Raw genomic sequence first — 25,979 nt, forward strand, 5'->3', positions numbered from 1 at the left:
TTAAACTTATTTAACTAATTGAAGTTGTTGTTTGTTATAACTCTCAATTTCGATTTCAAGTGAGGTACTAGGTCGCCATTTGGAAATAAAGTAAACTGCATCATCAAACTTTGTTTTAGGTAATTCACTGTAGCGCGGAAGTTGGAAGTGCCTTTTGAAATCACGCCATAATTCAGCAAATGCCTTGCGAGCAACAGCGTTATATGCCGCTGAATCATAGCCTCCAAGCACTTCTAGCACTTTCGCTTTTCCTTGTGCATTAAGCGCAAATTCCTGCGCACCATCAATGCGCATATGATCTTTCAAATATTCCACATCGCCTTTTATCATCTTGATTTCCTGATAATTTTTAAGTGATGTTTGTAGTGCTAGTTCAACTGGATCACTTGGCAATTGATGTTGGATATGTTGTTCCATTTCGTTAAAACGCTCGATGTATTGAACAGCGAATTGAGTACCCTTTTCACCAGTCATTCGAGTACTGTATAATTCACAGCCTTTTTTAGTAAGTAGAACACACTCCCTAAATTCACCTTTTTTATCTTTGTAATCTGATTGAAGGAAGTATTTTTCAACCACCACACTTTTGTGGTCGTTCCCTTCTGTTAAGTGATTAACAATTGTACGAATATCACGCAATACTTGATCGTGTCTACGACCAACCATTTCTGCAACTTCTAAACTTGAGATATTTCTTGGTAATTGATTCATGATAAAACCTCCCGATTTTTATTAAAGGCTTCCATCCTCTTTTGTCGAATATTGACAGATAGAAAGGAGTTGTTAATAATGTCTTCAAAAAAAATATCTGTTGGACTTACTCAATTTACTGACTTTACTTTTAAAGGCGTTACTGGAAAAACCTCAATGGTTAGGCAAATAAAATATCAAGATGAATACAATCCTGCTTTTGATTACTGGAAACCTTTACGAGATGGGATTCGAAAATTTCATGAGAACGAATATAGTAACGATTACTTGCTTTCTCTTGCTAAAAAGGTGACTCAAGCTAAACAAAAGAATTATCTTGAAGCAGTCAAAGCACATTTGAAATTTATTAAAAATAAAAAAATTGAATGGTTTGAACCCGGCAAATCCAATTGGTATAGCGAATATATAACTGTCCGTTCATCACCAGAACTTGGATTAAAAATTGATGGTGTTTCATACTTAATCAAGTTGTATTTCAAAGGGAAGGACGAACGAATTGATAAAAATAAATGCCGCTCATCTTTGACACTATTAAATCAATCTGATTTCACCATTGAGCATGTTCCTGATGTAAAACCTGCAATTTTAAACGTCCAAAAAGGTAAATTAATTTCAGATGAACCCTCCACTGAAGATCACCTAATTGCTCTTGAATCTGAAGCAGCACAATTTATGGTCATCTGGAATAAAATTTAATCAAGTTCTAATTCAAACCCCTGTTCACTATTTATTTGTGCACATGTTTCACAAATCCAAAATTCTTCGTAACAATGAAGAACGCCAAATTTATGTGAACATTGGCTACACTTCCTATTTTTAAGAAAAGCATTAAGTAAAATGAGATAATGGCGCATATTACGAAACATGCTTAACCTCCTAATCTATATTAATTAATACTCGTGCAGGACCAGTAAATTCATGTACACGCTGGTCTTGTACAATTTGAAATTTTTCGTAAGGTGGAATAATGATTTCTGTCACACCTTCACGATTAGCTAGTTGTTCGTAAAGCTCTTTGGTAGATTGCTGTTCCATGCATCTCACTCCTTTCTTAGATCGTCTAAACTTACTTCCAAAGCATCAGCGATTTTACACATAACACGAAATGTTGGATTTGGATTTTCACTGTTTTCTATCATTTGGAGTGTAGATTCATTTACTCCTGATAGTTTGGCAAGTCGATACCTTGATAACTTGCGGTATTCTCTTAGTTCTTTCACACGAATTTTCAATATATAGGCTCCTTTCTTTTTGAACACCACAATATAATGTGTTATATTCAATTAGTAAGAACATTTATTCTATATTGAAATGAGGTAATACATATGAATATTGAGCAACTAAAAAAACTCGAAGACCTGAAACAAACCCAGACAACGATATCAGAATTACTAACAAAAGCCGAGGAAGTGAAAGTTAATCGTTTAATTCAAGATTCTATTTCTGAGTTTTCATCATTTTTCGAAACAAAAGGATTTGAAGTTTCAAAGTCAGCTAATTTTACTAAAGCTGTGTACGGAACTTCGGAATTTATATTGCATCACGACATTTCTGACAAAAGATATTTCATCTTCCATTTTATTTTTGAGCTAGAATGCAAAACATTTGATTCCCAACAATATTCAATCGGAATTAATCCTAAACCATCGAATGATGGAAGTTATGCTCCTAGAACATCTGGCGATTCACTACAATGGGAGATAGAAAAAATCGAGAGAAGTATCCACATTTTGAAACAAGAATTAGAAACTGTAGATACAAATCCATGGTGCTTTTCTATTAAAAATGATACCGAGAAGGAATATTCCAAGACTACATTCGATTCTATGGATGAATTACTTAATGAGCTATTCCAATAATGATTTGTTTATGTCCTAATGCTGATTCAATTTGCTTGATAGCATTTAATTCATCTTTTTCTTTTAATTGCTCTAATTGATACTGATAGTACGGATTTTCAAAGCAAATATTTGATAACTTGACTCGCACATGTTTCTCTCTTAACTCATCAATAACTAAAGAGTTTTCATCATTACGGGAAGTTACTGTTGTAGCAGCCAACTTCCCTGCTGTTTCGCCTGCATGAAAAGCAAGTTCTACTAAATGTTGTTCTAACATAGCTACTCGTTCTTCGAGTTTTTTCAATCGTTGTTCCATGTTCTCACCCCTTTCTCTTTAGTTGTTTGAGGAGATTGAATTGTTAGTAGGAAATTTTAAACAACACCTTTTTGTAAACCTTGTATAACAAAATCGTCAAAAAAAATATCTTTTGCATCCTTATTTAAAGCTTGAGCGATCAGTAATGCTAATTTAACACCAGGCTCTTGTCCATGAAGCTCAATATTAGTAATCGTTTGACGTGTTGTACCAGATCTACGAGCAAGTTCTGAAACTGACATTCCTGTTTGCATCCTAATATCCCTTAACTTGTTAACCAAGAATAACACCTCCTTGTGCACTTAGTGTAATACAAGGTTTACCGAAATGTCAACAATGATTAACGTTTTTTTTAGTTAAATAAATACATAAATTATTTAAAGTATTGTAAAGTATGTATTACAGGTGGTGATTACATGAAAACTCTAGGTGAATTACTGAAAGAATTAAGAGGTAGTGAGTCTTTACGAGATGCCAGTAAACGTATCGGTATTAGTCATACATACTTAGACACTATCGAAAAAGGATTTGATAAACGTTCAGGTAAACATGTTAACCCTACCCCTGAAACACTAAAACTTTTATCAAAAGCATACAAATATGACTATAAAGAGTTATTAATTAAAGCTGGCTACTTAGAATCAGACACCTCAGAAGAAACAAAATCTGAAAAAGACGAAGCGGAATTCCAAGCTTTCGCCAACAACCCCACCTTACAAAAATGGTACAAAGAGTTGCCGAAGTCGAAGGAAGAGGATTTAGAAAAGCTGCGGAAGATGTGGGAAATTTTGAAGGATAATGGGGAATTGTAATTTATCCAATTACTACTTAGGGTGAACACATATGCTGAACTTTATGGAAACATAAAGAAAGGATCGCTTAAAGACGATCCTGATAACAAATTGATGGCTGCTAGAGCATTCGCTGATGATACAGTTTACGGTGCTGTAAGTAACTTCACAAAAGAGGGTGACGCTATGGATAAATTCTTAGGAAACCATATGTCATCTCTTGCAAACACAGAGTTATATGAAACAGCAAGTCAAATTGCATCTACATTTAATAACAGCGCAGTTGGTATTACCATGCCCTCTCTATAAGTAACTATAGAGGAAGTACTGGGTGAATTCAAAGGAAGCCTAAGGCACGATTGCTATGGCAACTTTGAGCCAAGCTGACGAATCCTTTTACGTAGTCAGAAGGTGCAACGCATAGGTATTGAGTAAGGAAACAATAATATACCCACGAGCGCCCAGCACCCTAAGTATAATTTTATATCCTAATAGGACATGTCATAAATAACATGTCCTTTAAAAGCACCATTATTGGGAGTATTAATCATTTAAGTAATATTTTTTATCGTTGATGTAGGAGTATTTACTCAAAGAATTATTTACTATTTTCTATATAATCTTAATTATTCTGTATTTATTTGAGTGATAAATTACCCTAAGTAAGATGCATAATAACTGAATTGACTCAACTAATCAAATTTATCTGTAGTCGGAGGTAAAATTAATGGTTAATTGTACAAGGAGTGATTTCATGTTGGATCATCGTTTGAAAATAGCTAGAAAAGCTAAAAAAATGACACAAGAACAATTAGCAACTAAAGTTCAAACAACTAAAGGTACAATCAGCAACTATGAAAATGGATATAGTACTCTTTCTAATGAAATGCTTGTACTTTTAGCTAATACATTAAATACGACCACTGACTACCTACTAGGTAATACAGATAGCCCTTCGTCACCTTCACAACAAGAAAAAGACGAAGCTGAGTTCCACGCTTTCGCTAATGATCCTGAACTGCAAGTTTTTTTATAGAGAACTTCCTGAGCCGAATGAAGAAGTAGTCCGTCGATTACGTGATATTTGGGAAATCATAAAACATGAAAAGAAATAGGATATGCTATATTAGCATGTCCAAAAAACACCTAAAACGGAAAATTAATTTTCCCTCTTTATTTCAAATTAAACAGGTATATCGAATCTGTTCAAACGGTTCTTTATCCATAAATATATCACGCTAGGAGAGATACCTAATGAAGGAAATTATTTACTTAGATACAAACATAATAAATTCTATGTTAGCACAATTAGACGAGGGACTAATTAATAATTTTACTATGGAAAGTTCTTCACAAGAAACAAATGGAGAAACGACGCAATCAACACGAAGTTCAAATGGACAATTAAATGCTAATGTAAAAGTTTCAACAGGAATACTTCCTGGCGGAAGCTTTAGGTTCGGTGCAAGAAAAGGAAATGGAGGAACAGAATCAGAAATATATTCAACTTCGATATTAGAAGGTCAAAAAGATATTTTAAATAAAGCCTTTCATGATCATGCGTTAGAAATTTTAATAAGAAAATTAAAAGAAAGAAATTTACTTGTTGAAGGAAATAATAGATTTAAAGAGGGTGACTTATTTTTCTATGAATCTACCTTTAAATTTTATGATTTTGATCTATTAAAAAATTCTATAAATGCAGAAGCAATGAAAAAAATTTACTTCATGGAAATTGAACAGTATGACCTTAGCTACGAAGAAGCCAAGAAATTATTAGCGAAAAAAAATCCTAATGCTGCAGATAGGGCAAAAATGGCTGAAGCAAATATCATTGTAGCCACAGTTGAAGGAGTTAAACCCATAGTATCAATGTACGAACAACTACACTCACTTGGAAAATATGCTTCAGAATTACTATCTGGTATGGCACTTATAAAAGCGGGGAAAAATATTGGTCTTGTGAGTAAAGATAGTTTAAGAGAGTCTTCACAAGCCTTAACATTTAGAATTGATAATTCTAGGCAAGCAAAAATGTTATTTAGGGTAATAGGAAAAAAAAATATTGTTATTGATGGAAACTCTGCTATGCCCAATTTAGAAGAAAAAGATTTAGATAAAGTACCTAACATGATGATGGATATAATTTTAGGTTCATTTAAAATCATAGAGGCTGGGGACTATATGGTAACTCCTTTAGCTATTTATTATGAATAATATCAAAATGTTTTTTCTTATTGATTTGCTTTTTTTCAAACTCTTTTGATTTTGTATTAATTCGCTCTTTTACTTTGTTTTTTGTCATTTGATTACTTTTAGCCATTTTTTCAAATTCTTCCTTCTGCTTTTTAGACTGTTGTTCAGTTTTTTTTATAAAGCCTAAAGTTTTTTTTAACATACTAACCACCTCCATGATTCTTATGAAATATGTATATGCCTATAGTATATGTTATTTTACATTTATTTTGAAATGATAATTATTTACCCTACTTCTAAAAAGTAGGGTTTTGTTATACAATAAAAAGAACATACGTTCTAAATAATTGTTTTAGGAGTTGATTTACATACACTATACACATCTGGAAGATTATGTCCAACAGTTCTATACTCGTCTAGGCATTACAGACCCTACTCTGCTGCAGTTTGAAGAAATGGCCCTTCGAATGGGCTTGAAAGTGTTTTATTGGTCAGAAAAGAGTCAGGCCTTGTTTATTGATGGTCGGTATTATATTTTTCTTAATGAAAACCAATCGCCAAAGCAACAATGGCAAGATTTTTGCCATGAGCTTTCACATGTTCTATTACATACAGGCGATCAATTTCATATGTATCCCCTCTTTCGTGAATATCAGGAATTCAAAGCTAATCACTTTATGTACCATGCATGCATGCCAACATTTATGATGGATGATCTCAAATTAAATTACTCCGCTCCTCAAGTTATACGAGAATTACAAGAAATATTTAACGTAGAATATGAATTTGCTAGTAAGCGACTCTTACAATATAAGAGCAAGCTCATTATGCATAGATAGCATACTATCTACTCATGAAACCTGTTAGCATTATTGGAAAGGTGGTGATTTATCTATCCCCTACCGTACATCTGCCCGATAACGAATGAGGGATACTAATGGCGAAAAAACCGAAATTAAATAAATGTCAACGTGATAAGGAATTGTTTTGGTATCTGGACGCATCAGGAAACAAAAGGTGGCTCTATCGACATCGTTATTATGATGTACTCAAAAAACGTCGTGAAAAAAAGGAACAAGCATTTACGAGTGAAGCTGCTGCCTATCGCGCTTTATGTGAAGTGCGTGCAAAGTTAGTTAGTGGTAATCATATTGAAGTGGAAAACGACAATATGAGAGTTGCTGAATGGCTAGACATATGGTTTGAGTCCAATAAAGTAACTTGGCGGCCTAATACTGTCAAACAGCGAGCTAATATGATTCGTGACCAGTTTAAGCCATCATTAGGGAAGTTTAAGTTGGCTACTTTAGATAAAGAGACATATAAACGTCAATTTATTCAAAAGTTATTGATTGATTATAAGCCTTCGACAGTACGATTGTTTCACCGTGTATTCAAAGTAGCTATTAATGCTGCAGTCGACAATGAGCTCATTCCGAGAAATCGCTTCACGAAAGTTATCATTAAAGATGAAGGTGCTATTGAAAAAGCTAATATGTTAACAAAAGCAGAGTTACAGACAGTTTTGAGCTATGTACATGAAAAGGAGAATATCACCGTCAATACGTTATTTCATTTTTTGGCATACTCTGGGTGTCGTCGTGGTGAAGCACTTGGTTTGCAGTGGCGTGATTTAGATTTCAAATATAACCAAGTAACTTTCGACCGCCAACGAACGAAAAATGAAATAGGTCCATTAAAAACAACAAATAGTTATCGTACTATTGATATGGATTCTAAAATAATGGCTATGCTAAAAAAATATCAGACCTGGTGTAAAGAGTTATATTTATTCAACGGGAAGAGATTCTCTGACACTGAACTTGTCTTTGTATCAAGTCAAACATGTGCACCTTATGCTGAGAATAGCCTGCATTATGCTTTTGAAAGAGTAAAAGAGCATTCAGGTATTACCGCTCCATTTTCTCCGCACGTATTCAGACACACGCACGCAACCATATTATTATTGACTGCTAAAATCGATGTAACAGTTGTAGCTGATCGTTTAGGTAACACACCAAAAGTCATTTGGGAAACTTATGCTCATGTGCTTGATGAAGCTAAAAAAGAAGTTGTGGAAGTATTCAATGATGCTCTAAAATTATTAAGTTAATCATGTGTTTTGGGGCACTATGGGGGCAAATTTGGGGGCAACTTTATAAAGAGGTGATGCAAACCCTTGTTATCAATGGATTTATAAAATCGTAGAACATTCCTCTCGTTAATTTTTTCGGGTTTCAAACACATTTAAACGTAAACCGCCGATACTTGTATATCAAGTATTTGGCGGTTTTTATTATTTTCAACTACTCAAAATCCTTCAAAGCTAATCAATAATTTGCGGATTCATTCTAAGAAAATCAGTATATTAAGGTATGGGACATCCTAAACATTAAAATTACTGATAAATGTATATAGATCATTATTTCCAAGGAAGTGGTTTCTCTATCTCTTTAATAATCAGCCCAATCAATAATTCATCTAGTCCAAACTTGTCATAGTTTTTTTAAAAGAAGAAAAGACTGCGGAAAACAAACTTGATTACACCATTCGAGAAGAACAAGTGGAGAGAAGTATGTGATGCGTCGCTTTGTTGACTCTTTTAATCAAAGAAAAGAATTTACATAAATTAGTTGAATCTACCAGTTATCTAGCAAAAATAAAGCAGACAAGATTGATTTCATTTTTGTGAGAGTGAATATATACGTAAAAAGACCCTGGCTTAAAATGAATACCAGGGCTGTTTGAGTTATGTTAAAAATCAAATTTCTACGTATACTGTCTCACTATACTTATATTGCTTTAATACTCCGCCCACATAAACAATATTTGTTAAAACACCAGATATATTTATCCCTATTGATCTGCCACCATCTAATTTTTTTATTGTATATGAACTTTGTGACCAAGTCCAACTCCCATTTCCCTGAGCTTGAGATTTTACACTAACTAAATCAATCATCCCATTTCCCATCGCAACATATGAAATAGTAGCACTTAGTGTAGCAGCACTAGTGGCATTAAACCTCCCCACTTTAGTCGTTGTAATCGGTGTGTTATAAAAAGGTGTGATTTCTAGTGTTTGCGTGGTATTATTTATTTCTAAATCAGAAGTAACATCACCATTCTCTAATTCTAAAAAATATTTAGCTGCTTCCTCGATTGAATCGAATTCAAGAGGGATAACTCCTTCTGGAATTTCTGTTATAGTTTGAAGATTAAATCTTTCATCCAGTTGATCCATTGTTGTGATAGAAGATGTTTCTACAGTTTTACTAGATTCATTTGCAAAAACAGGCACTACACTAGTGCTAAATAGTGCTAACGTTAATGTTGATGCTGATAATAATTTAGAAAATTTCACAAATATCACTCCATTTTTCAAGTATATTTCTAAATTTTTATGACATATGTCATCATGCCTTGGCTATAGCCTATACACTTAATCTCGAGATAATGATATCCTAACATTTCCAACAATAGGGTATCAACATTCGTTTAACGCCATTTTTTGATGTAATGACCGCCATTTTTTTGATCTATATTCACAGGTCCCGCCAATTCACGCCAACTTACGCCATTATCTGGCGGTCATCTTATTATTTTCAAGTACTAAAGTAACAATGTTTATGAATATCTAGTAAAATACTTGAAATATTTCAAAATTCATGATTTTTATACCTGAATATTTTTTCACAAAAATGTCAATTTTAGACCATAATGTTTAAATGAAAGTGAAACTGTTTATCAATTTTTTTATCAACTGATTGCTTTAGTAGGTAATTTTGTAAATTGTCATCCTTTATTGTTTGTGCAGCTCATTCGTTCTATCTAAGGCTGTAGGGATGTCAGTTTTTTTGCAAGCTCTCTTGTAACCAAACATACGCTATATAATCCTTTTAAAATCGCTGCGGATCAGCCGTTTATGTTACCTTCACCTGTGCATAAAGCTATAGATATTGTCCTTTAAACCGTAGCCATATTGCACACGATTCACAGGTGCTACTTAGACAATTCGACCTCCGCGCCTATCCAATGAGAAGTATTTATTAATGACTTTTTTATGCTTCTCACTAAACTTTCACATTACTGAAGTGAGATGTCTGCTACTATCATTCTGCCTTCCCGCTTTTTTCTTTTAGCGCGTAACATCAACCCAACAAGCAAATAGAGAAATGTTGTAATAATGCCTGCGGTTGGTGAAACAAGAATTTCTTTTCCTTGGACAATGTTGAGATAACCCTCAAGAATAAGCGGATTTACTAGAGCATCCTCTGTCATATGCATAAGGACTAGTGGCCAAATGCTTTTTGTCATAAGATAAATTTCAGTATACATAACATTCCAGAAAATGATAGTGACAATTCCTACAAGCATAAATACCCATCGATTTACGGGAAGTACGCTAGTAATATCATTTTCAGTTAAAAATACAAGGAAGTAAGGAATATGCCAGACTCCCCACACTCCCCCAACACTAACATAGAGCCAAAAGTCATTTAATTTTAGCTGTATCAGTTTGCTTGTGAGATAGCCCCGCCAAACCGATTCTTCAAAAAAATTTTTAATAAACTGGACAAGTAAACCACTTACAAAAACAGACACAATTGTGGACATATCAAAGTTCGAAAAATCCATCCAATCAAAAACATAGCCTAACAGCACAATAATAGATGTGATAACAGGATAAATCAGCAGTGCGGTAATATACCATTTTACATTGCCTTTTAAACTAAGTGATAATCCCATGTCCCGCCAACCATCCCCTGCAAAGGCACGCAATAGTATCGTTGCAAATAACGGTGAAATTAGCCAAATTCCCATACCAAGTGAATCGCCCTGAGGCTGCTCGGGGAGTAATTTGTCCACCCACACCCCAAGCCATCCACATAGTAATACAACAATTGTAAAGGTTATTACATTTCTTTTCATGGATAACTAGCCTCCTTATTGTCAAGTATGGCAATAATCCACATGGGATCAGGGCACGGTGTTTCAGGATGCAGAGCTATATATTGTGCAATACTCTGGATAGAGCACCAAAATGCTACGGCAAGCGCTTGAGCATTTCCTTGTTTAATATCACCCTGTAGCTGCCCTTTTTCAATGATGAGAGCGCTTTTTTCCATTAGTTTAGTAGCTTCAGCAAGTTTTTCTTTTAGGTCAGGAGCTAAAGAATCCAAATGCTGCGCGCTTTCCATTAGAACAAACATTTTAGCAGCAAATGAATTTGTCTTAATCATGTTGAATATGTCTTCTACAGCTTTTTTAAAAATAGCTAGTGGTTGTTCTTCATCTAAAGGAGAAAAATCCATTTTAAGCTTTTCACAGCCAATGAGAATGAGCGTTTCATATAACTTCTCCTTCGATTCAAAATAGTGGAAAAGCAAGCCCATACTCATGTCAGCAGCCTTCGCAATATCCGCAACTTTGGTTTCACCATAGCCCTTTCGAATAAATAAATCTAAAGCACATTCTAAAATTAAGGCTTTTCTCCGTTCCTTTTGTACTTGTCTATTCGACATTTTCTCACCTCATTTATTGAATATATTTTCATTGAAATTATATTCAATAAAATTTAAAAATTTCCTGCTAAATATCCACCTTTCATAAAAAAAGATAGAAGAAGTGAATTTTTCAAACAGAGGCATTCCATTAGAATTTCAATCACCACCTTTTATGTATTATCGAAAACAAGAGGAATTTTCAGGTTGTTATATTATGACTTTCCAAAATTCACAGCTCCACTAAAAAAGTAAAATATTAATATTCATGTTCACTACTAAATAAAAAAAGGATTTTATTCCATTTTTACGCACCTTAAAAGCAGCATAAATACAACCTATATGCTAAAAACCTATTATCAGGTATTTACTATTCAATGAGGCATAAAAATAGAACCACTTTCCAAAAAATATATTTTACTTTTATAATAAAATGTTTTCTAAAGCATAATAAAATCAATAAATAACATAACCCTTATTTTTAAAGAATCTATTACAAGGTTAACTTTTTTGTAAAATAATAACACTACAAAAAATATTAATTTTGATAAAAATTTGAGTTGCAGTTTGATAAAAAATAGACTACGATGAATTGCGAAAGGTGGTTCACCATCATTCAAGCAATAATAATTTTAAAGGGGTTGGACATATGTCAGACGTTCTAAAGCAATTTGTAATGCCGAAAACAAACTTATTTGGAGCTGGAGCAATTCAAGAAGTTGGTAATCGTTTAAATGATTTAGAAGTGAAAAAGACATTAATCGTAACAGATGAGGGCTTACACAAATTAGGTCTCTCTGAACAAATTGCAAACATCATTACAGCTGCTGGAATTGATGTAGCAATTTTCCCGAAAGCCGAACCAAATCCAACAGATCAAAACGTAGAAGATGGGGTTGCAGTATATCATGCTGAAAATTGCGATTCCATTGTATCTCTTGGAGGAGGCAGTGCACACGATGCAGCAAAAGCAATCGGACTTATTGCTTCGAATGGTGGACGTATTCATGATTATGAGGGTGTGGATAAATCTCAAAATCCACTTGTCCCTTATATTGCGATCAACACAACGGCTGGTACTGCAAGTGAAATGACTCGTTTCACGATTATTACAGATACAGCACGTAAAGTAAAAATGGCGATTGTTGATAAACATGTGACACCGTTACTTTCCATTAACGATCCTGAATTAATGATTGGTTTACCTCCTGCTCTTACAGCAGCTACTGGTGTTGATGCATTAACACATGCGATTGAAGCCTTTGTTTCAACAAATGCAACACCAATTACAGATGCTTGTGCTGAAAAGGTACTTCAACTAATTCCAGAATACCTACCACGTGCCTATGCAAATGGCACTGATTTAGAAGCACGTGAGCAAATGGTATATGCACAATTTTTAGCTGGTATGGCCTTTAATAATGCCTCACTTGGCTATGTCCATGCAATTGCCCATCAGCTAGGTGGCTTCTATAATCTGCCACATGGCGTATGTAATGCGATTTTATTGCCACATGTTTGCCGCTTTAATGTGACGGCACGTACAGAGCGCTTCGCTCGTATTGCTGAATTATTAGGCGAAAATGTGGAAGGCTTAAGTAAGCGCGATGCTGCTGAAAAAGCGATTACAGCGATTGAAAAGCTAGCTAAGGACTTAAATATTCCTAGCGGCTTCCGTGAATTAGGGGCAAAAGATGAGGATATTGAAACATTAGCGAAAAATGCGCTGTTAGATGTTTGTGCGACAACAAATCCTCGTAAAGCAACATTGGAAGATATTAAACAAATCATTACAAATGCAATGGGTCCTGTTGCAAAGAAAGAGCAATCGCTTGAGGCTGTAGCACTTTCTTAATCGTATTAGATGCTAAGGTGGGGAATTTTCTCCACCTTTTTTTCTATTTTATGATAAGTTCATTGTCTATAGGGCTAACTCTCGTTATACTTTTCTTAAAAAGAATAGGAGATAGCGATATGCGTTTAATTTCAATTTGTCCTAGTAATACAGAGCTTGTCGCCTATTTAGGGCTGGTCGATCAGCTTGTTGGTGTTGATGATTTTTCTGATTGGCCAATAGCAGTGAAAAATTTACCACAGCTTGGGCCTGATTTATCGATTAATATGGATGCACTAGAAGCATTGCAGCCTGATCTTGTGCTTGCTTCTTTAAGCGTACCGGGTATGGAAAAAAATATTCAGGCATTGGCAGAACGAAGCATTCCACATATTGTTTTTAATGCAAACTCCTTAGAGGAAATCGCACAAGATCTTCTCACACTTGGTAAGGTTTGCAATATGGAACAACGGGCACAATCTGTCATGCAGGAATATTTACAAACAATTGACAACATGCAGCACATTGCTCAAACAATTACGGAAAAGCCCACACTTTATTGGGAATGGTGGCCGAATCCTATTTTTACACCTGGCAGCACCAATTGGCTAACCGAAATTAGTGCAATCGCTGGCGGTGTGAATCTATTTCGGGATGTGGAACTAGCTAGTGTCCAAACAGATTGGGCAGATGTGGTACAGCGTAAGCCTGACTATATAATGATGGCTTGGGTTGGTGTTGCTTTTAAGCGAATAAAACCAGCCCATGTATTAAAACGCCCGCATGCCCAGGATTTAGAGGCTGTCAAAAGGCAGCAGCTATATGTTATGGAGGAATGGCTTTATTGTCGCCCTTCTCCCCGCCTTATTGATGGAGCCATTAAGCTTGCAAAACTATTACATCCAACGGAATATAAACATATAAAATATCCAAGTTTCCTATAAAAAAACAACATTCCACAAGCTACGTGAGATGTTGTAAGAGTTTATCTATTATTTTTAAATTGTTCCAACATAATTTTTTTAGATTTTTAATAATATGTAGTTTATTCATAAAAACAGAAAAGGAATTAATCATCTGTGGATAAGAAATCAGTTGTAAAAATAGAAGACCTTTATCCAGTGGGGAAAATATCTATAAAGGAAGCTGTGTCATTTTTAAATGTTCAAAAAAACAACTACTCTATGTTAATAAAGAAATATCCAACACCTGAATACCTTGACTTAAAATTACCAAAAGGAATTATAGATGTGAAGGTTGTTGCTCACGCTTATGAAAGATGGCATCAAAGAGTCGGTCCACCTACTACAGAAGATCTACTCACAAATGTATTTCGAGTAGCTATTTTAATAAACCCTAATCGTATTCGGGTTTTGACTCGGAATTTGGCCATTTTAGATAACGATATTGTTTTCTCCTTTGAATTTGAGGACTCAATTTTAAAAATAACTACATTTTTTGGTAGAACTTCTTTAAAACCTTTATTGTTAAATGTTGATGCATTAAGAAGATACAATTCGCAGTATAAAGAAGAAGTAGATTTGCACGTTGAAAGGTGTGTAATGACAAAACAAATACCCCCCATTGCACCTAGCACTGTAATAAAATTCGAAGATTCAGAAAATAAATCTCACCTATTTTTTTATATTAAAAGTAAAGATAGTAATCGAAACCAAAATAGAAACTTTTTTTATCATTTAATTAAAAATAGTGAGGAGGTTGAGAGTTCAGATGATATTGTGGGGGAATATACCGTAAAAAAAATTGATATGCTACACCCTAGCCATCATAAATTATCTGGAATACAACTACATGTATTAGGTTTATTAGGAAATATTAGATTTTTACTGAAATACATCTCTACAGTAGATCCAGACCGACTAGACAAACTGCATGATACACACTCCAGATCAGCTATTAGACGTTTTGCTGGAAATAAAAATTGGAATTATTTAAAGAAAATATAACATTTTAGAATGGCATCGTAGCCTAATCGAGTAGAGGGAGAATAGTTTAACTATCTTCGCCCCTCTCACACCACCGTACGTACGGTTCCGTATACGGCGGTTCAATTTATATTACAGTGTGTACTTTTAGATAATGTTCTAAAGCAGAGGGAAGCCCCCTCTGCTTTAGTCTTTTGTTTGAGATGGCTCTTTGGACAACTTTGGATAATCCTATAAATCGGTAACCTTTTCGACAGTAGGTTAATCCTTTTGCTTCTTCCTCCGGAATCCCTAGCTGAATAAGCGACTTAATTTGTTTCTTCGCTACCTTCCATTGCTTCCAGATAATCACTCTCGTTCTGGAGCGAAGTTTCTTGTCTATCTCAATCATTGCTTTTTTCATATTTGAGATTCTAAAGTAATTAACCCACCCTAGTATAACTTGTTTTAGTTTTAGGATTCGGTGATCCAACGAAACACTCCAATTTCGCTTTGTTAATTTTCGAAGCTTTCTTTGAAATTTTTGTATGGATGTGAAATGGGGTTTTGCTTGGTATTTCTTATTCTTACAGTCGTAATAGTATCCAAACCCCAAGAATTTCAAATCTTTTGGACGAGAGATTTTACTCTTTTCTACATTGACGAGTAACCCCAATTTATTTTCAATAAATCTCACGATGGATTCCATTACTCGATTCGCTGCTTTCTCACTCTTCACAAAGATGAGGGCGTCATCTGCGTATCTCACGAATTGAAGTCCTCTACTTTCCAGCTCCTTATCCAGTTCGTTTAACATAATATTACTCAATAGTGGACTAAGGTTTCCTCCTTGCGGAGTCCCGACTGGTGTTTCTTCATATTTTCCTTTCACCATGACCCCACTGACTAAGTATTTCCTGATTAACGAAATCACATCACCATCATCAATTGTAGTGGATATAATTCGCATCAGTTTATCATGATGAACTGTGTCGAAGAATCTTTCGAGGTCAATATCTACGACCCAATCGTTTCCGTCATTCAGAAATTCCAAGCTTTTTATCATAGCCATCTCACAGCTTCTTTTTGGTCTAAAGCCGTAACTGAATTCACTGAACTGCTTTTCAAATATCGGGCTGAGTACTTGATGAATGGCTTGTTGAACGACTCTATCCACTACTGTTGGTATGCCCAATTTACGCATCTTGCCATTTTCTTTTGGGATTTCCACTCGTAAGGCAGCTTGTGGTTGGTATTTTCTTGTTCTGATGCGCTGACATAGTTCATCCTTGTTCTCTCTCAGATATTGTTTCAGTTCATCAACCGTGATTCCATCGACACCACTTGCCCCCTTGTTTCTATAAACACGCAAGTAGGCATTATTCATGTTTTGATTACTTAGAATTTTTTCTAAAAGCTCCACACTCGTTTCTCCTTTCCTCTCACGTAGTAAGTGATAGCTCCATTTTGGTTAGCCTTTGAGATACGCTCATACGTTCACCATTAACACATTCGGAGTTGGTCACTTACGCATTCGTGGCGTTGAAACACTATAAATTGTTCAGCCCTTCATGAATGGCTTCATTACTATGGCTTCTGCTGACTTCTTGCGGCTAACCTTTTTCGACTGTACTTCTGTACATCCACAAGACCTCCCAGGGTAAGACACCTATCTTTCCTCTTTTACTCGCCTGATTTACCCTACAAAGTTACGCACATCTTTTGGACTTTGACTTGTATTGGAGCCTTATCCCTTTGTAGAGCCTTGGTATCAGATTTCTGTTCGTCGAGCCAAGATTTTATTCCACGCTTCCTCCAGCCCTTCCCTCACGATAAGTACCTTGCGCTTCCTTAGTGGTTGGTCGATGTGTACCCCCACAGCGGACTTTCACCACCTAGATAGTTGCCATGCCTGGCACACAATACAAAGGAATCGAGATTGAAGCTCTCGATTCCTTTTGTCTACAGTCTGTTAGTATTTATATGAATTTCACCATATGGTATTTTTTCTTACCACGACGGATAATGCTAAATGCATCCTCTAAACGATCTTGTCCATCAACTACATATTGTAAATCTGTCACCTTTTTACCATTTACGCTAATTGCACCATTTGATACATCCTCGCGTGCCTGGCGTTTCGAGGACGAGATTCCCGCCTCCACAAGAAGGTCCACAATGTTTTTGTCCTCTTTTGCCATTTCAATAGAAGGAATATCTTTAAAGGCATCCTTCATTTCATCCGCCGAAAGAGCTTTTAAGTCGCCTGAGAATAAAGCAGCTGTAATACGAATGGCTTGCTCTAAAGCTTCTTGTCCATGAATTAAACGAGTCATTTCTTCAGCAAGTGCTTTTTGTGCCTTCCGTAAATGTGGCTCCTCCTCTACAGAAACGGCTAATGCTTCAATTTCCTCACGAGAAAGGAATGTAAAGATTTTTAAGTATTTTACAACATCTGCATCCGCAGCATTGATCCAGAATTGGTAGAACTCATATGGCGATGTTTTCTTGCCATCCAGCCAGACAGCACCACCTGCTGTTTTACCAAATTTTGTACCGTCTGCTTTTGTCACTAAAGGAATTGTAATCCCGAAGGCTTTTGTCTCCTCCTCATGTGTTTTACGAATAACCTCTAAGCCTGTTGTAATATTACCCCACTGATCAGAGCCACCTACTTGAATGCGGCAATTGTAATGGTTGTATAAATGATTGTAATCAATGCCTTGAATTAATGTATAGGCAAACTCCGTAAACGAAATACCGGTATCGAGACGCGAAGCAATTGTATCCTTTGCCAGCATGTAATTGACATTAATTAATTTTCCGTAATCACGTAAAAACTCAATTGTGTTCATATTGCCGATCCAGTCACGATTATTGACAAGCTGTGCCCCATTGCCATCCTCTGCAAAATCAAAAATACGCTCTAATTGACTACGGATACCTTGGACATTTTTATCAATTTGTTCTACTGTCTGTAATTGACGCTCTTCAGAACGACCAGATGGATCTCCAATCATCCCTGTTGCACCCCCAACAAGTAAAATCGGACGATGGCCTGCTTTTTGGAAGCGACGCAATGTTAAAAGAGGCACGATATGGCCAATATGCATAGAATCTGCCGTTGGGTCTACACCACAGTATAGGGAAACTGATTGCTCCTCTAATAACTTAGCCATGCCTTCCGCATCTGTTTGCTGGTAAAGCAAGCCACGCCATTCTAAATCTTGTAATAATTCATTTGTCATGTTTGTTCCTCCTAAAATGGTTGAAATTCGTTACGTGTAAGGACATATTTAGATAAAAAAAGTCCCTACACGCAAAATTGCATGCAGGGACGTTAAGTTACAAACTAACGCGGTACCACCCGGCTTGAAGATGTCATCCACCTTCCACTTCGTTCAATCGCCTTTATCGCAGGCGCGCACGTCTAAGCTCCAAGCACGTAATTCGTCTCTACATTATGACCAGTTTTCACCAACCACTGGCTCTCTAAACAGGGAATATAGATACTACTGCAAGCTCTTCCTCACCAGAAAACTATAAACATTATTCTATACGAATCTTTTTCAAAGTCAATAACTTATGTTCCTACTAAAACAATATGTGCTATAATAAACAAGATTTTAGGAGGTCGATACATTGAAAGCTAAGATTCAACAAATCAATGCAAAAATCGATGAATTACTGGCACGAACATGGATGAAGAGATTACGTATTTCAGGTAGTGTTGCCTGGAACTTATTTTTACTATTTTTAGTCTTTGCATTGGTTGGTACTGTATTTGTCGGTTCAGTTGGTGCTGGTTATTTTGCTTCTCTTGTAAAAGATGAGCCATTGCGTTCAAAAGCAGAGCTGCGAAATCAAATTTTTAGCTATGAAGAAACCAGTGAAATTTATTTTGCCAATGATATTTATATTGGGAAATTACGGACAGATTTAGATCGTCGTGAAACTTCACTTAACAATGTTGCGCCAGACGTTATCAATGCTGTTCTTGCAACAGAGGATGAATATTTTCGCGAGCATACTGGCATCGTACCAAAAGCGGTTATCCGCGGATTATTACAAGATGTCACAAACTCTGCTACACAGACAGGTGGCTCTACCCTAACACAACAGCTTATTAAAAACCAAGTGTTAACAAATGAAGTATCCTATGAACGTAAAGCGAAGGAAATTTTACTTGCGATGCGTTTAGAGCATTTTATGACAAAGGAAGAAATATTAGAGGCTTACTTAAATATTATTCCCTATGGTCGTAACTCATCAGGTCGAAATATCGCAGGGATTGAAACAGCTGCTGAAGGGATTTTTGGCATCAAAGCAAAAGAGCTATCACTTCCCCAGGCAGCGTATATAGCTGGGATTCCGCAGGCTCCATTTGCCTATACACCGTTTACCAATACAGGTGAGCTAAAAAGCGAGAAAGCTTTACAACCAGGTATTGATCGTATGAAAACAGTGCTTTATCGTATGAAAGAAGCTGGTTATATTAATGATGCACAATATCAAGAAGCGCTCGACTACGATATTACTGCCGATTTCCGCGGACCTGAAATGCGCGCGGAGGATCGTTATCCATGGCTTACATACGAGCTTGAAAATCGCGCCAAAGATATTATTGCGGAAAAGCTAGCACAAGAAGATGGCATTGATGCAGAGCGTTTGAAATCAGAAAAAAAATTAAGAGATAAATATACAATTTTAGCTGATCGTGATGTTCGCTCAAAGGGCTACCGAATTTATTCAACGATTAATAAAGATATGTATGATGCAATGCAAAAAGCTGCGCAAAACTTCCAATATTACGGTCATACGTATACTGGAAAAGGGAAGGACCCTGTAACTGGTGAAGAAATTGATATCGAAATGCCTGTACAGGTAGGTAGTATTTTAATTGAAAACACAACAGGTCGGATTTTAAGCTTTGTAGGTGGACGAGACTTTAAAACAACACAAGTAAACCATGCCACACAAGCTTATCGCTCGAATGGTTCTACAATGAAGCCATTGCTTGTTTATGCACCAGCGATTGAATATGGCGTTATCGGTGCAGGTAGCCCATTAGTTGACGTAAAATTCTCCATCGGCTCATGGAGTCCAAGTAACTATATTACAAGTGATGAACGCGGGATTATTCCTGCGCGTGAGGCTTTAGCAGACTCTCAAAATATCTCAGCATTACGTTTATACAATGATATTTTAAATAGACGTCCTGCCGATCTATTAGTCAAAATGGGCTTCAGCAAATTACATCCTGATGATTTCACCAACCTTGCAACAGGTATTGGTGCTTTACATGAAGGTGTAACTGTTGAAGAAAATACGAATGCCTTTGCAACCTTTGCAAATGGCGGACAGTTTGTTGATTCCTATATGATTGATCGAATTGAAGATCAAGATGGCAATATCATTTATCAACATGAGGTAGCACCTACCCAAGTGTTTAGCCCAGAAACATCGTATATCATTACAGATATGCTACGTGATGTTTTAACACAAGGAACAGGTACACTTGCACGAAATTCATTGAAATTCTCTTCTGATTTCGCCGCAAAAACAGGGACTTCTCAAGAGTATAAAGATGTGTGGTTAGTAGGATATAATCCGAATATTTCTTTGGGCGTTTGGATGGGCTATGATCAGCCACGTACCTTGTATGCATTTAATAATACGTATTCACAGCCTAGCGTTCGGGTAAATCGACTATGGGCGACGTTGATGAATGCCGTTTACGATGTGGACCCACAGTTTATTGATCCACAAACAAGCTTTAAGAGGCCACCAAATGTCGTGAGCGCTTCATTCTGTGGTATTTCGGGCTTAGCGCCTTCTGCAGCTTGCTCAAGTGCTGGTCTTGTGCGTTCAGACTTATTTAATGCAAAGGTCTTTGTACCATCAAAACCTGATGATAGCTTCGGTTCTGGAAGCGGCAGCGTTGTAACGATTAAAGGGAAAACCTATAACGCCCTATCAAATACGCCTGCTGAATTCACGAGATCAGGTGGCGTAGGGATTAATCAAGCCTTTATTACACGAATGTTAGGAAGACTTGGCGGTAACCCTGCTAATTTATTACCAAAAAATTCATCATTATCGAACTCGTCTGTCTCAGCAGTGGATTTCCCAGCAGATAGCAGCCCACCAGCAACAGTGAGTGCTACGGTGAATGGCTCCACATTATCATGGTCAGGGTCATCTAATGATGTGGTCGGCTACCGTATTTACAATGTTACCAATGGTGGCAGAAGCTTAGTTACATCTGTGCTTGAATCAACACAAAGCATTACTGTTGCTAGCGGACAAGCCTATGTTGTTGTCGCTGTCGATATTACAGGCTTAACATCTGCCCAATCCAATGTTGTTTCTACAGGTGGTAGTGAGAGCACCCCTGAGCCAGAGGAAAATGAAGAAGAACAAGAGCCAGATCAAGAAACACCAACGACACCACCTGCTGAAGGGAATGACAATGGTACTGAGGAGAATGGCAACGGTTCTACGAATGGCAATGGGTCTAATAGCAATGGGAACGGCAATAACAACGGGAATGGTGGCACAGCTAATCCTGGTGAGGGGTCAAACGGAGGAAATACCAGCCCCCCTCCTCCTACCAATACACCAACTCAATAACAACAAACCTGCTACATCTCATCTTTGATTTGTAGTAGGTTTATTTTTTTGTCATGATAGAGAGGACTACTATTTTAAAGAGGTGAGCACATCATGAATATATTAGTTTTAGGAGGTACACGTTTTTTTGGTCAAAAGCTAGTGGAGCTTTGTCTTCAGGAGGGACATCATGTTACCATTTTAACGCGCGGCCAAACGAAGCATCTGTTCGGCACAAATATCAAGCAATTACTTGTTGATCGCAACGATGGCGAAGCATTAGCACAGGCTCTTGCTCATACAGCATGGGATATCGTTTATGATAATATTTGTTATGCCCCAGATGAAGCACAGGTTATGTGCGAGGTATTAAAAGGAAAAACAAAAAAGCTTGTTTTTACTTCTACACTATCAATCTATGAGGTGGATGGCAAAATCAAAAAGGAAGAAGACTTCGATCCATTCCATTATCCTATTCGTATGGGACAGCGTGAGGATTTTTCCTATGGAGAAGGAAAACGACTAGCAGAGGCTGTTTTATTTCAAACAGCTACCTTCCCTGTTGTTGCTGTACGCTTTCCAATTATTATGGGCGAGCATGATTATACACGTCGTTTGCATTTTCATATTGAGCGTATTTTACGGGGCCAGCCTATCACTGTCTCAAATATCCATGCTCGGATGAGCTATATGACAGATAAGGAAGCCGCTGCATTTTTATATTTTGCTGGGATGTATCCGATTGAAGGTCCTTACAATGCAACAGCAAATGGTACTATTTCATTAAAAGAATTAATCGCTCTTATTGAACAAGCAAGTGGCAAGCAGGCAAAAATCTCTCTTGTTGGCGGCGATCAGGCATCTCAATCACCTTATAACGTTCCTGCGCATTGGTATATGTCAAATACAAAAGCCACCACAGCAGGATTTACATTTAGTGAGCTTCATGATTGGCTACCGAAATTAGTAACGACATTCGTAAAACAATTACAATAACGATTTAAAACCCCAAGAATCCACTAAATGACCAGCAGATTCTTGGGATTTCTTTTAAAGTAAAATTGTCTTTAAAATAGCGATAGCTTTGTCGATCTCTTCCTTTGTTACTGTTAATGGTGGTAAGAGACGAATAACATTAGGTCCTGCTCCTACTAGTAATAGCCCCTTGTCCTCTGCTGCTGCAATATAAGATGCTACCTCTGTTGCACCGCAGTCAATTCCTAATAATAAGCCCTGTCCTCGAACCGTATAACTAGAAGGTAAATGAGCTTTTAATTGCTCCACAAAATAGGCAGCTAGTTCTTGTACTTGCTGTAAAAATGCTGGCTCAAAAACATGGCTTAACACAGCCTCTGCCACACTCATCGCAAGGGGATTACCACCAAATGTGGTACCATGTGTACCTGGGCTAAATGTCGCATAAAGTTCAGCCGTTCCTAGCATTGCCCCAACAGGGAAGCCCCCACCTAAGCCCTTTGCCAATGTGATAATATGTGGTTTTAATATGGTTTGCTCAAAGGCATAGCGTGTTCCTGTGCGTCCAATACCTGTTTGTACTTCATCAATAATTAATAAAATTCCCTTATCATTGCAGGCCTGCGCAATGGCAGCTGCGAATTCCGACGTCACACCATTAACGCCGCCCTCACCCTGAATCATCTCCAGCATAATAGCAGCTACAGAGTCATCAATAGCGGCTTCAAGTGCAGCAGCATCATTAAATGGCAAAATCGTAAATTTTTCAACAAGTGGTCCAAAGCCATTATGTATTTTGCCTTGACCTGTCGCAGACATTGCTCCAAACGTACGACCATGGAATGATTTTTCAAACGTAATAATATGATGTTTTCCTGTATGCTTACGTGCTAATTTAATGGCAGCTTCATTTGCCTCCGTTCCGCTATTACAAAAAAATGCATGAGCAAAATGTGTCTCAGCTATTAATCGTTGGGCTACCTTTTCCTGACCAGGAATATCAAAAAGATTGGATGTATGCCAAAGCTTTTCACTTTGCGCTTGCACTGCCTGCACAATGGCTGGATGTGCATGACCAAGACTTACCACAGCAATACCGCTCGTAAAATCTAAATATTGTTTCCCAGCAGAGTCCTCCACAATGGTTCCCTGCCCTTTCACAATCTGTGCGCGACGTTGCCCATAGTTTCCAAATAAAGCACTCATCTTATCATCTCCACTATTATTGAAATGTTCTTCTTATGACACTATACTTTAAGGATGTAACCATTATGAGGAGTAGCTTTTACTGGAAGCTACAATTGTTGTACCTATTAATGCTTCTCCCACAATTTGGACAGCAGGAATACCTGCATGTAAACAATCGAGAGCACCCTGTACTTTTGGGATCATCCCCCCATAGATATGCCCTTCTTCTATCCATTGTTCAATTAAGGCAGGTGTGGCTGTTGCTTGATACTCATCATCAATACGAATACCACTCACATCTGTTACTAGTAGTAAGCTATCTGCTCCTACAGCTAATGCGATTTCACTTGCAACTGTATCTCCGTTAATATTTAATGCCTGCCCTTCTTCATGTGCACCAACACAAGCAATAACAGGGACAATCCCTGCATGTAAGAGCGCTTCAAGCAATGATGTGTTGATAGCTTGAACAGCGCCAACATAGCCATACGTATCTTTATCTAAAAAATCTGCGACCATTAGCTGACCATCAAAACCATTTAAGCCAATTGCTGCAATGCCAGCGCTCGTTAATTCATGAACTAATGCAGGATTCACTTTTCCTATTAATGTTGACTGGACAACTTCCATAGCTGCTTCATTTGTCACACGTATGCCATTTAACGTATGTGATGCAATGTCTCGAGCCGCCAGTTCACGATTAATAGCAGGACCGCCACCATGGGTAATAATAAGCTCTATACCGCTCTCTTGTAGCTTTTTAAAATTTTCAAAAAATGCTTCATTTAAGCCCGCGAGTGTACTGCCTCCAAGCTTGATGACCATACGTTTACGAGCGGTATGATGCATTGATTTGAACGTAGTCATAGGTTAAGTCACATCCCCACGCATGCCCCTTGCCCTCACCTATACCAAGAGACACATAAATTTTTACCTCATGCATTTTTAAGAGTTGAATTAGTTCATCCTCTGAGAAAGGCACTGGCTCTCCATTTTCAACCATTGTTGCCCCACCAATTTGAATGGTGATTTTATCTGGATCAACCACTGCACCACTATAGCCTACTGCTGCAATAATACGTCCCCAATTGGCATCACAGCCAAATACAGCAGTCTTGACAAGTGGTGAACCAACAACTGATTTAGCAATTTTACGTGCCTCCTCGTCTGAAATAGCCCCTTCAACCTCGACCTCAATTAGCTTTGTAGCACCTTCGCCATCCTTCGCAATCATTTTTGCTAAATCTTCCGCTACCGTTTTCAGTGTATAGTAAAAATGATGCCAATCTGGATGCTCAGGTGTTAATGTATCATTGCCTGCTAAGCCATTTGCTAAAACAACCACCGTATCGTTTGTAGATGTATCTCCATCCACTGTAATCGCATTAAATGTTAAATTCGTAATATCCGCGAGTGTTGCTTGTAAAACATCTGCTTCAATTTTGGCATCAGTTGTAATAAAGCCAAGCATCGTTGCCATATTCGGCTCAATCATCCCTGACCCTTTTGCTACGCCAGCAATAATAACTTCCTTGCCATCCACAGTCGTACTATAGCTTGTGTTTTTCATCACAGTATCCGTTGTCAAAATAGCCTGTGCAAAATCAATGGCGCTTTCTAAATTGTCCTTTGGCTCTAGCTTTTGAATCCCATCAATGATTGGTTCCATTTTCATGATTTCCCCAATCACTCCTGTTGAGCAAACACCTACTAAATTTGCTGCAATGCCCAATTTTTCAGCTGCCAGTGTTTGCATTGTCTGTGCATCTTGCAGACCTTGCTTCCCTGTGCAGGCATTGGCATTACCAGAATTCACAATCATTGCCTGCATTTTTTTGGTTGTGTAAACTACTTCTTTTGTGACTTTTAATGGCGCTGCCTGCACAGCATTTGTTGTAAAAACACCTGCAACACTAGCAGGAACCTCACTTACTAAAAGCGCTAAATCCTTTTTCTTATGCTTTAAACCGCAGTGTAGCCCTGCTGCCTTAAAACCCTTTGGTGAAACAATATTTTTACTTGATAATTTTTTTATACTATTTGTGGATGTCGACATGGTCATTCCATTTCCTCCTTTGATTGAAAA

At 37.1% G+C, this 25,979-nt stretch carries 27 protein-coding genes and 1 other annotated feature; of the genes, 13 read left to right on the forward strand and 14 right to left on the reverse strand.

What is annotated here, in order from left to right; translation table 11 throughout:
* Window positions 1–6: 6 nt before the first annotated feature.
* Window positions 7–711, reverse strand: coding sequence for a Rha family transcriptional regulator (locus tag ADM90_RS19495; RefSeq protein WP_053996564.1), 705 nt, complete (start codon window positions 709–711; stop codon window positions 7–9).
* Between the two features lie 78 nt (window positions 712–789).
* Here ADM90_RS19495 and ADM90_RS19500 point away from each other — a divergent pair, with 78 nt between their 5' ends.
* Entirely contained in the window at window positions 790–1,407 is a 618-nt protein-coding gene (locus ADM90_RS19500; RefSeq protein WP_053996565.1) for a hypothetical protein, read from the forward strand.
* Between the two features lie 180 nt (window positions 1,408–1,587).
* Here ADM90_RS19500 and ADM90_RS24370 read toward each other — a convergent pair whose 3' ends face one another.
* On the reverse strand, window positions 1,588–1,746 hold the full coding sequence (locus ADM90_RS24370) for a BC1881 family protein (RefSeq protein ID WP_152928051.1): 159 nt from the start codon (window positions 1,744–1,746) through the stop codon (window positions 1,588–1,590).
* Window positions 1,747–1,751: 5 nt separating this feature from the next.
* Complete coding sequence (locus tag ADM90_RS19505) at window positions 1,752–1,943, reverse strand: helix-turn-helix transcriptional regulator (protein WP_053996566.1); 192 nt, start codon at window positions 1,941–1,943, stop codon at window positions 1,752–1,754.
* A gap of 93 nt (window positions 1,944–2,036) precedes the next feature.
* On the opposite strand from ADM90_RS19505, the gene ADM90_RS19510 reads away from it, so the two are divergent.
* On the forward strand, window positions 2,037–2,570 hold the full coding sequence (locus tag ADM90_RS19510; RefSeq protein WP_053996567.1) for a hypothetical protein: 534 nt from the start codon (window positions 2,037–2,039) through the stop codon (window positions 2,568–2,570).
* On the opposite strand, the gene ADM90_RS19515 is transcribed toward ADM90_RS19510, so the two are convergent.
* Both ADM90_RS19515 and ADM90_RS19520 read right to left on the reverse strand, forming a co-directional pair.
* The gene (locus ADM90_RS19515; protein ID WP_053996568.1) at window positions 2,551–2,868 is read right to left on the reverse strand and encodes a hypothetical protein; all 318 of its coding nucleotides are present in this window, start codon (window positions 2,866–2,868) and stop codon (window positions 2,551–2,553) included. The genes ADM90_RS19510 and ADM90_RS19515 overlap by 20 nt on opposite strands.
* 56 nt (window positions 2,869–2,924) lie before the next feature.
* Window positions 2,925–3,170 carry a helix-turn-helix transcriptional regulator gene (locus tag ADM90_RS19520; protein ID WP_327037039.1) on the reverse strand — a complete coding sequence of 82 codons (246 nt, stop codon included), beginning with the start codon at window positions 3,168–3,170 and terminating at the stop codon, window positions 2,925–2,927.
* A 114-nt stretch (window positions 3,171–3,284) separates the two neighbouring features.
* On the opposite strand from ADM90_RS19520, the gene ADM90_RS19525 reads away from it, so the two are divergent.
* The 4 genes from ADM90_RS19525 to ADM90_RS19540 all read left to right on the forward strand — a co-directional run bounded on the left by ADM90_RS19525 (window position 3,285) and on the right by ADM90_RS19540 (window position 5,876).
* Window positions 3,285–3,680, forward strand: a complete 396-nt coding sequence (locus tag ADM90_RS19525; protein WP_053996569.1) for a helix-turn-helix domain-containing protein — start codon at window positions 3,285–3,287, stop codon at window positions 3,678–3,680.
* A 93-nt stretch (window positions 3,681–3,773) separates the two neighbouring features.
* Window positions 3,774–3,968, forward strand: coding sequence for a hypothetical protein (locus tag ADM90_RS19530; RefSeq protein ID WP_152928052.1), 195 nt, complete (start codon window positions 3,774–3,776; stop codon window positions 3,966–3,968).
* 445 nt (window positions 3,969–4,413) lie between these two features.
* Window positions 4,414–4,695 (forward strand): helix-turn-helix domain-containing protein, encoded by a 282-nt coding sequence (locus ADM90_RS19535; protein ID WP_083448639.1) that lies wholly within the window; start codon window positions 4,414–4,416, stop codon window positions 4,693–4,695.
* Window positions 4,696–4,913: 218 nt separating this feature from the next.
* The gene (locus ADM90_RS19540) at window positions 4,914–5,876 is read left to right on the forward strand and encodes a DUF6414 family protein (RefSeq protein ID WP_053996571.1); all 963 of its coding nucleotides are present in this window, start codon (window positions 4,914–4,916) and stop codon (window positions 5,874–5,876) included.
* Here ADM90_RS19540 and ADM90_RS19545 read toward each other — a convergent pair.
* A complete protein-coding gene (locus ADM90_RS19545; RefSeq protein WP_053996572.1) occupies window positions 5,860–6,057 on the reverse strand; it encodes a hypothetical protein in 198 nt (65 codons plus the stop codon). The two genes, ADM90_RS19540 and ADM90_RS19545, sit on opposite strands and share 17 nt — an antisense overlap.
* Before the next feature lie 253 nt (window positions 6,058–6,310).
* Between ADM90_RS19545 and ADM90_RS19550 the strand changes: the two genes are divergently transcribed.
* Window positions 6,311–6,694 carry an ImmA/IrrE family metallo-endopeptidase gene (locus ADM90_RS19550; protein WP_083448640.1) on the forward strand — a complete coding sequence of 128 codons (384 nt, stop codon included), beginning with the start codon at window positions 6,311–6,313 and terminating at the stop codon, window positions 6,692–6,694.
* A gap of 98 nt (window positions 6,695–6,792) precedes the next feature.
* On the forward strand, window positions 6,793–7,968 hold the full coding sequence (locus tag ADM90_RS19555; protein WP_053996574.1) for a tyrosine-type recombinase/integrase: 1,176 nt from the start codon (window positions 6,793–6,795) through the stop codon (window positions 7,966–7,968).
* 648 nt (window positions 7,969–8,616) lie between these two features.
* Here ADM90_RS19555 and ADM90_RS19560 read toward each other — a convergent pair.
* The 3 genes from ADM90_RS19560 to ADM90_RS19570 all read right to left on the reverse strand — a co-directional run bounded on the left by ADM90_RS19560 (window position 8,617) and on the right by ADM90_RS19570 (window position 11,380).
* On the reverse strand, window positions 8,617–9,219 hold the full coding sequence (locus tag ADM90_RS19560; RefSeq protein WP_053996575.1) for a hypothetical protein: 603 nt from the start codon (window positions 9,217–9,219) through the stop codon (window positions 8,617–8,619).
* A gap of 722 nt (window positions 9,220–9,941) precedes the next feature.
* Window positions 9,942–10,787 carry a CPBP family intramembrane glutamic endopeptidase gene (locus ADM90_RS19565; protein WP_053996576.1) on the reverse strand — a complete coding sequence of 282 codons (846 nt, stop codon included), beginning with the start codon at window positions 10,785–10,787 and terminating at the stop codon, window positions 9,942–9,944.
* Window positions 10,784–11,380, reverse strand: coding sequence for a TetR/AcrR family transcriptional regulator (locus ADM90_RS19570; protein WP_053996577.1), 597 nt, complete (start codon window positions 11,378–11,380; stop codon window positions 10,784–10,786). Before ADM90_RS19570 ends, ADM90_RS19565 begins: the two co-directional genes overlap by 4 nt.
* A gap of 628 nt (window positions 11,381–12,008) precedes the next feature.
* Here ADM90_RS19570 and ADM90_RS19575 point away from each other — a divergent pair.
* The 3 genes from ADM90_RS19575 to ADM90_RS19585 all read left to right on the forward strand — a co-directional run bounded on the left by ADM90_RS19575 (window position 12,009) and on the right by ADM90_RS19585 (window position 15,160).
* Window positions 12,009–13,214 carry an iron-containing alcohol dehydrogenase gene (locus ADM90_RS19575; protein WP_053996578.1) on the forward strand — a complete coding sequence of 402 codons (1,206 nt, stop codon included), beginning with the start codon at window positions 12,009–12,011 and terminating at the stop codon, window positions 13,212–13,214.
* Window positions 13,215–13,333: 119 nt separating this feature from the next.
* A complete protein-coding gene (locus ADM90_RS19580) occupies window positions 13,334–14,137 on the forward strand; it encodes a cobalamin-binding protein (RefSeq protein WP_053996579.1) in 804 nt (267 codons plus the stop codon).
* 135 nt (window positions 14,138–14,272) lie between these two features.
* A complete protein-coding gene (locus tag ADM90_RS19585; RefSeq protein ID WP_053996580.1) occupies window positions 14,273–15,160 on the forward strand; it encodes a hypothetical protein in 888 nt (295 codons plus the stop codon).
* 106 nt (window positions 15,161–15,266) lie between these two features.
* On the opposite strand, the gene ltrA is transcribed toward ADM90_RS19585, so the two are convergent.
* A complete protein-coding gene (gene ltrA, locus ADM90_RS19590; protein ID WP_053996581.1) occupies window positions 15,267–16,541 on the reverse strand; it encodes a group II intron reverse transcriptase/maturase in 1,275 nt (424 codons plus the stop codon).
* A 556-nt stretch (window positions 16,542–17,097) separates the two neighbouring features.
* Window positions 17,098–18,366: a tyrosine--tRNA ligase gene (tyrS, locus tag ADM90_RS19595; RefSeq protein WP_053996582.1), complete on the reverse strand. Its 1,269-nt coding sequence runs from the start codon at window positions 18,364–18,366 to the stop codon at window positions 17,098–17,100.
* An 82-nt stretch (window positions 18,367–18,448) separates the two neighbouring features.
* Window positions 18,449–18,657, reverse strand: a binding site (T-box leader).
* Window positions 18,658–18,820: 163 nt separating this feature from the next.
* Here tyrS and ADM90_RS19600 point away from each other — a divergent pair.
* Window positions 18,821–21,751, forward strand: a complete 2,931-nt coding sequence (locus ADM90_RS19600) for a transglycosylase domain-containing protein (RefSeq protein WP_412177004.1) — start codon at window positions 18,821–18,823, stop codon at window positions 21,749–21,751.
* Window positions 21,752–21,844: 93 nt separating this feature from the next.
* Window positions 21,845–22,726: an NAD-dependent epimerase/dehydratase family protein gene (locus ADM90_RS19605; protein ID WP_053996584.1), complete on the forward strand. Its 882-nt coding sequence runs from the start codon at window positions 21,845–21,847 to the stop codon at window positions 22,724–22,726.
* 54 nt (window positions 22,727–22,780) lie between these two features.
* On the opposite strand, the gene ADM90_RS19610 is transcribed toward ADM90_RS19605, so the two are convergent.
* The 3 genes from ADM90_RS19610 to argJ all read right to left on the reverse strand — a co-directional run bounded on the left by ADM90_RS19610 (window position 22,781) and on the right by argJ (window position 25,955).
* Window positions 22,781–23,911 carry an acetylornithine transaminase gene (locus ADM90_RS19610; RefSeq protein WP_053996585.1) on the reverse strand — a complete coding sequence of 377 codons (1,131 nt, stop codon included), beginning with the start codon at window positions 23,909–23,911 and terminating at the stop codon, window positions 22,781–22,783.
* A 63-nt stretch (window positions 23,912–23,974) separates the two neighbouring features.
* Window positions 23,975–24,760 (reverse strand): acetylglutamate kinase, encoded by a 786-nt coding sequence (gene argB / locus ADM90_RS19615; RefSeq protein ID WP_053996586.1) that lies wholly within the window; start codon window positions 24,758–24,760, stop codon window positions 23,975–23,977.
* Window positions 24,723–25,955 (reverse strand): bifunctional glutamate N-acetyltransferase/amino-acid acetyltransferase ArgJ, encoded by a 1,233-nt coding sequence (gene argJ, locus ADM90_RS19620; RefSeq protein ID WP_053996587.1) that lies wholly within the window; start codon window positions 25,953–25,955, stop codon window positions 24,723–24,725. The genes argB and argJ overlap by 38 nt, the downstream gene beginning before the upstream one ends.
* Between the last annotated feature and the right edge of the window lie 24 nt (window positions 25,956–25,979).

It is taken from the genome of Lysinibacillus macroides (assembly GCF_001281525.1).
GTDB lineage: Bacteria > Bacillota > Bacilli > Bacillales_A > Planococcaceae > Lysinibacillus > Lysinibacillus macroides.

Coding starts and splice junctions, on each gene's coding strand:
- ADM90_RS19495 (WP_053996564.1), bottom strand. CDS start 711: ATGAATCAATTACCAAGAAATATCTCAAGTTTAGAAGTTGCAGAAATG.
- ADM90_RS19500 (WP_053996565.1), top strand. CDS start 790: ATGTCTTCAAAAAAAATATCTGTTGGACTTACTCAATTTACTGACTTT.
- ADM90_RS24370 (WP_152928051.1), bottom strand. CDS start 1,746: ATGGAACAGCAATCTACCAAAGAGCTTTACGAACAACTAGCTAATCGT.
- ADM90_RS19510 (WP_053996567.1), top strand. CDS start 2,037: ATGAATATTGAGCAACTAAAAAAACTCGAAGACCTGAAACAAACCCAG.
- ADM90_RS19515 (WP_053996568.1), bottom strand. CDS start 2,868: ATGGAACAACGATTGAAAAAACTCGAAGAACGAGTAGCTATGTTAGAA.
- ADM90_RS19525 (WP_053996569.1), top strand. CDS start 3,285: ATGAAAACTCTAGGTGAATTACTGAAAGAATTAAGAGGTAGTGAGTCT.
- ADM90_RS19530 (WP_152928052.1), top strand. CDS start 3,774: ATGGCTGCTAGAGCATTCGCTGATGATACAGTTTACGGTGCTGTAAGT.
- ADM90_RS19535 (WP_083448639.1), top strand. CDS start 4,414: ATGTTGGATCATCGTTTGAAAATAGCTAGAAAAGCTAAAAAAATGACA.
- ADM90_RS19540 (WP_053996571.1), top strand. CDS start 4,914: ATGAAGGAAATTATTTACTTAGATACAAACATAATAAATTCTATGTTA.
- ADM90_RS19545 (WP_053996572.1), bottom strand. CDS start 6,057: ATGTTAAAAAAAACTTTAGGCTTTATAAAAAAAACTGAACAACAGTCT.
- ADM90_RS19550 (WP_083448640.1), top strand. CDS start 6,311: ATGGCCCTTCGAATGGGCTTGAAAGTGTTTTATTGGTCAGAAAAGAGT.
- ADM90_RS19555 (WP_053996574.1), top strand. CDS start 6,793: ATGGCGAAAAAACCGAAATTAAATAAATGTCAACGTGATAAGGAATTG.
- ADM90_RS19565 (WP_053996576.1), bottom strand. CDS start 10,787: ATGAAAAGAAATGTAATAACCTTTACAATTGTTGTATTACTATGTGGA.
- ADM90_RS19570 (WP_053996577.1), bottom strand. CDS start 11,380: ATGTCGAATAGACAAGTACAAAAGGAACGGAGAAAAGCCTTAATTTTA.
- ADM90_RS19575 (WP_053996578.1), top strand. CDS start 12,009: ATGTCAGACGTTCTAAAGCAATTTGTAATGCCGAAAACAAACTTATTT.
- ADM90_RS19580 (WP_053996579.1), top strand. CDS start 13,334: ATGCGTTTAATTTCAATTTGTCCTAGTAATACAGAGCTTGTCGCCTAT.
- tyrS (WP_053996582.1), bottom strand. CDS start 18,366: ATGACAAATGAATTATTACAAGATTTAGAATGGCGTGGCTTGCTTTAC.
- ADM90_RS19600 (WP_412177004.1), top strand. CDS start 18,821: ATGAAGAGATTACGTATTTCAGGTAGTGTTGCCTGGAACTTATTTTTA.
- ADM90_RS19605 (WP_053996584.1), top strand. CDS start 21,845: ATGAATATATTAGTTTTAGGAGGTACACGTTTTTTTGGTCAAAAGCTA.
- ADM90_RS19610 (WP_053996585.1), bottom strand. CDS start 23,911: ATGAGTGCTTTATTTGGAAACTATGGGCAACGTCGCGCACAGATTGTG.
- argB (WP_053996586.1), bottom strand. CDS start 24,760: ATGACTACGTTCAAATCAATGCATCATACCGCTCGTAAACGTATGGTC.
- argJ (WP_053996587.1), bottom strand. CDS start 25,955: ATGACCATGTCGACATCCACAAATAGTATAAAAAAATTATCAAGTAAA.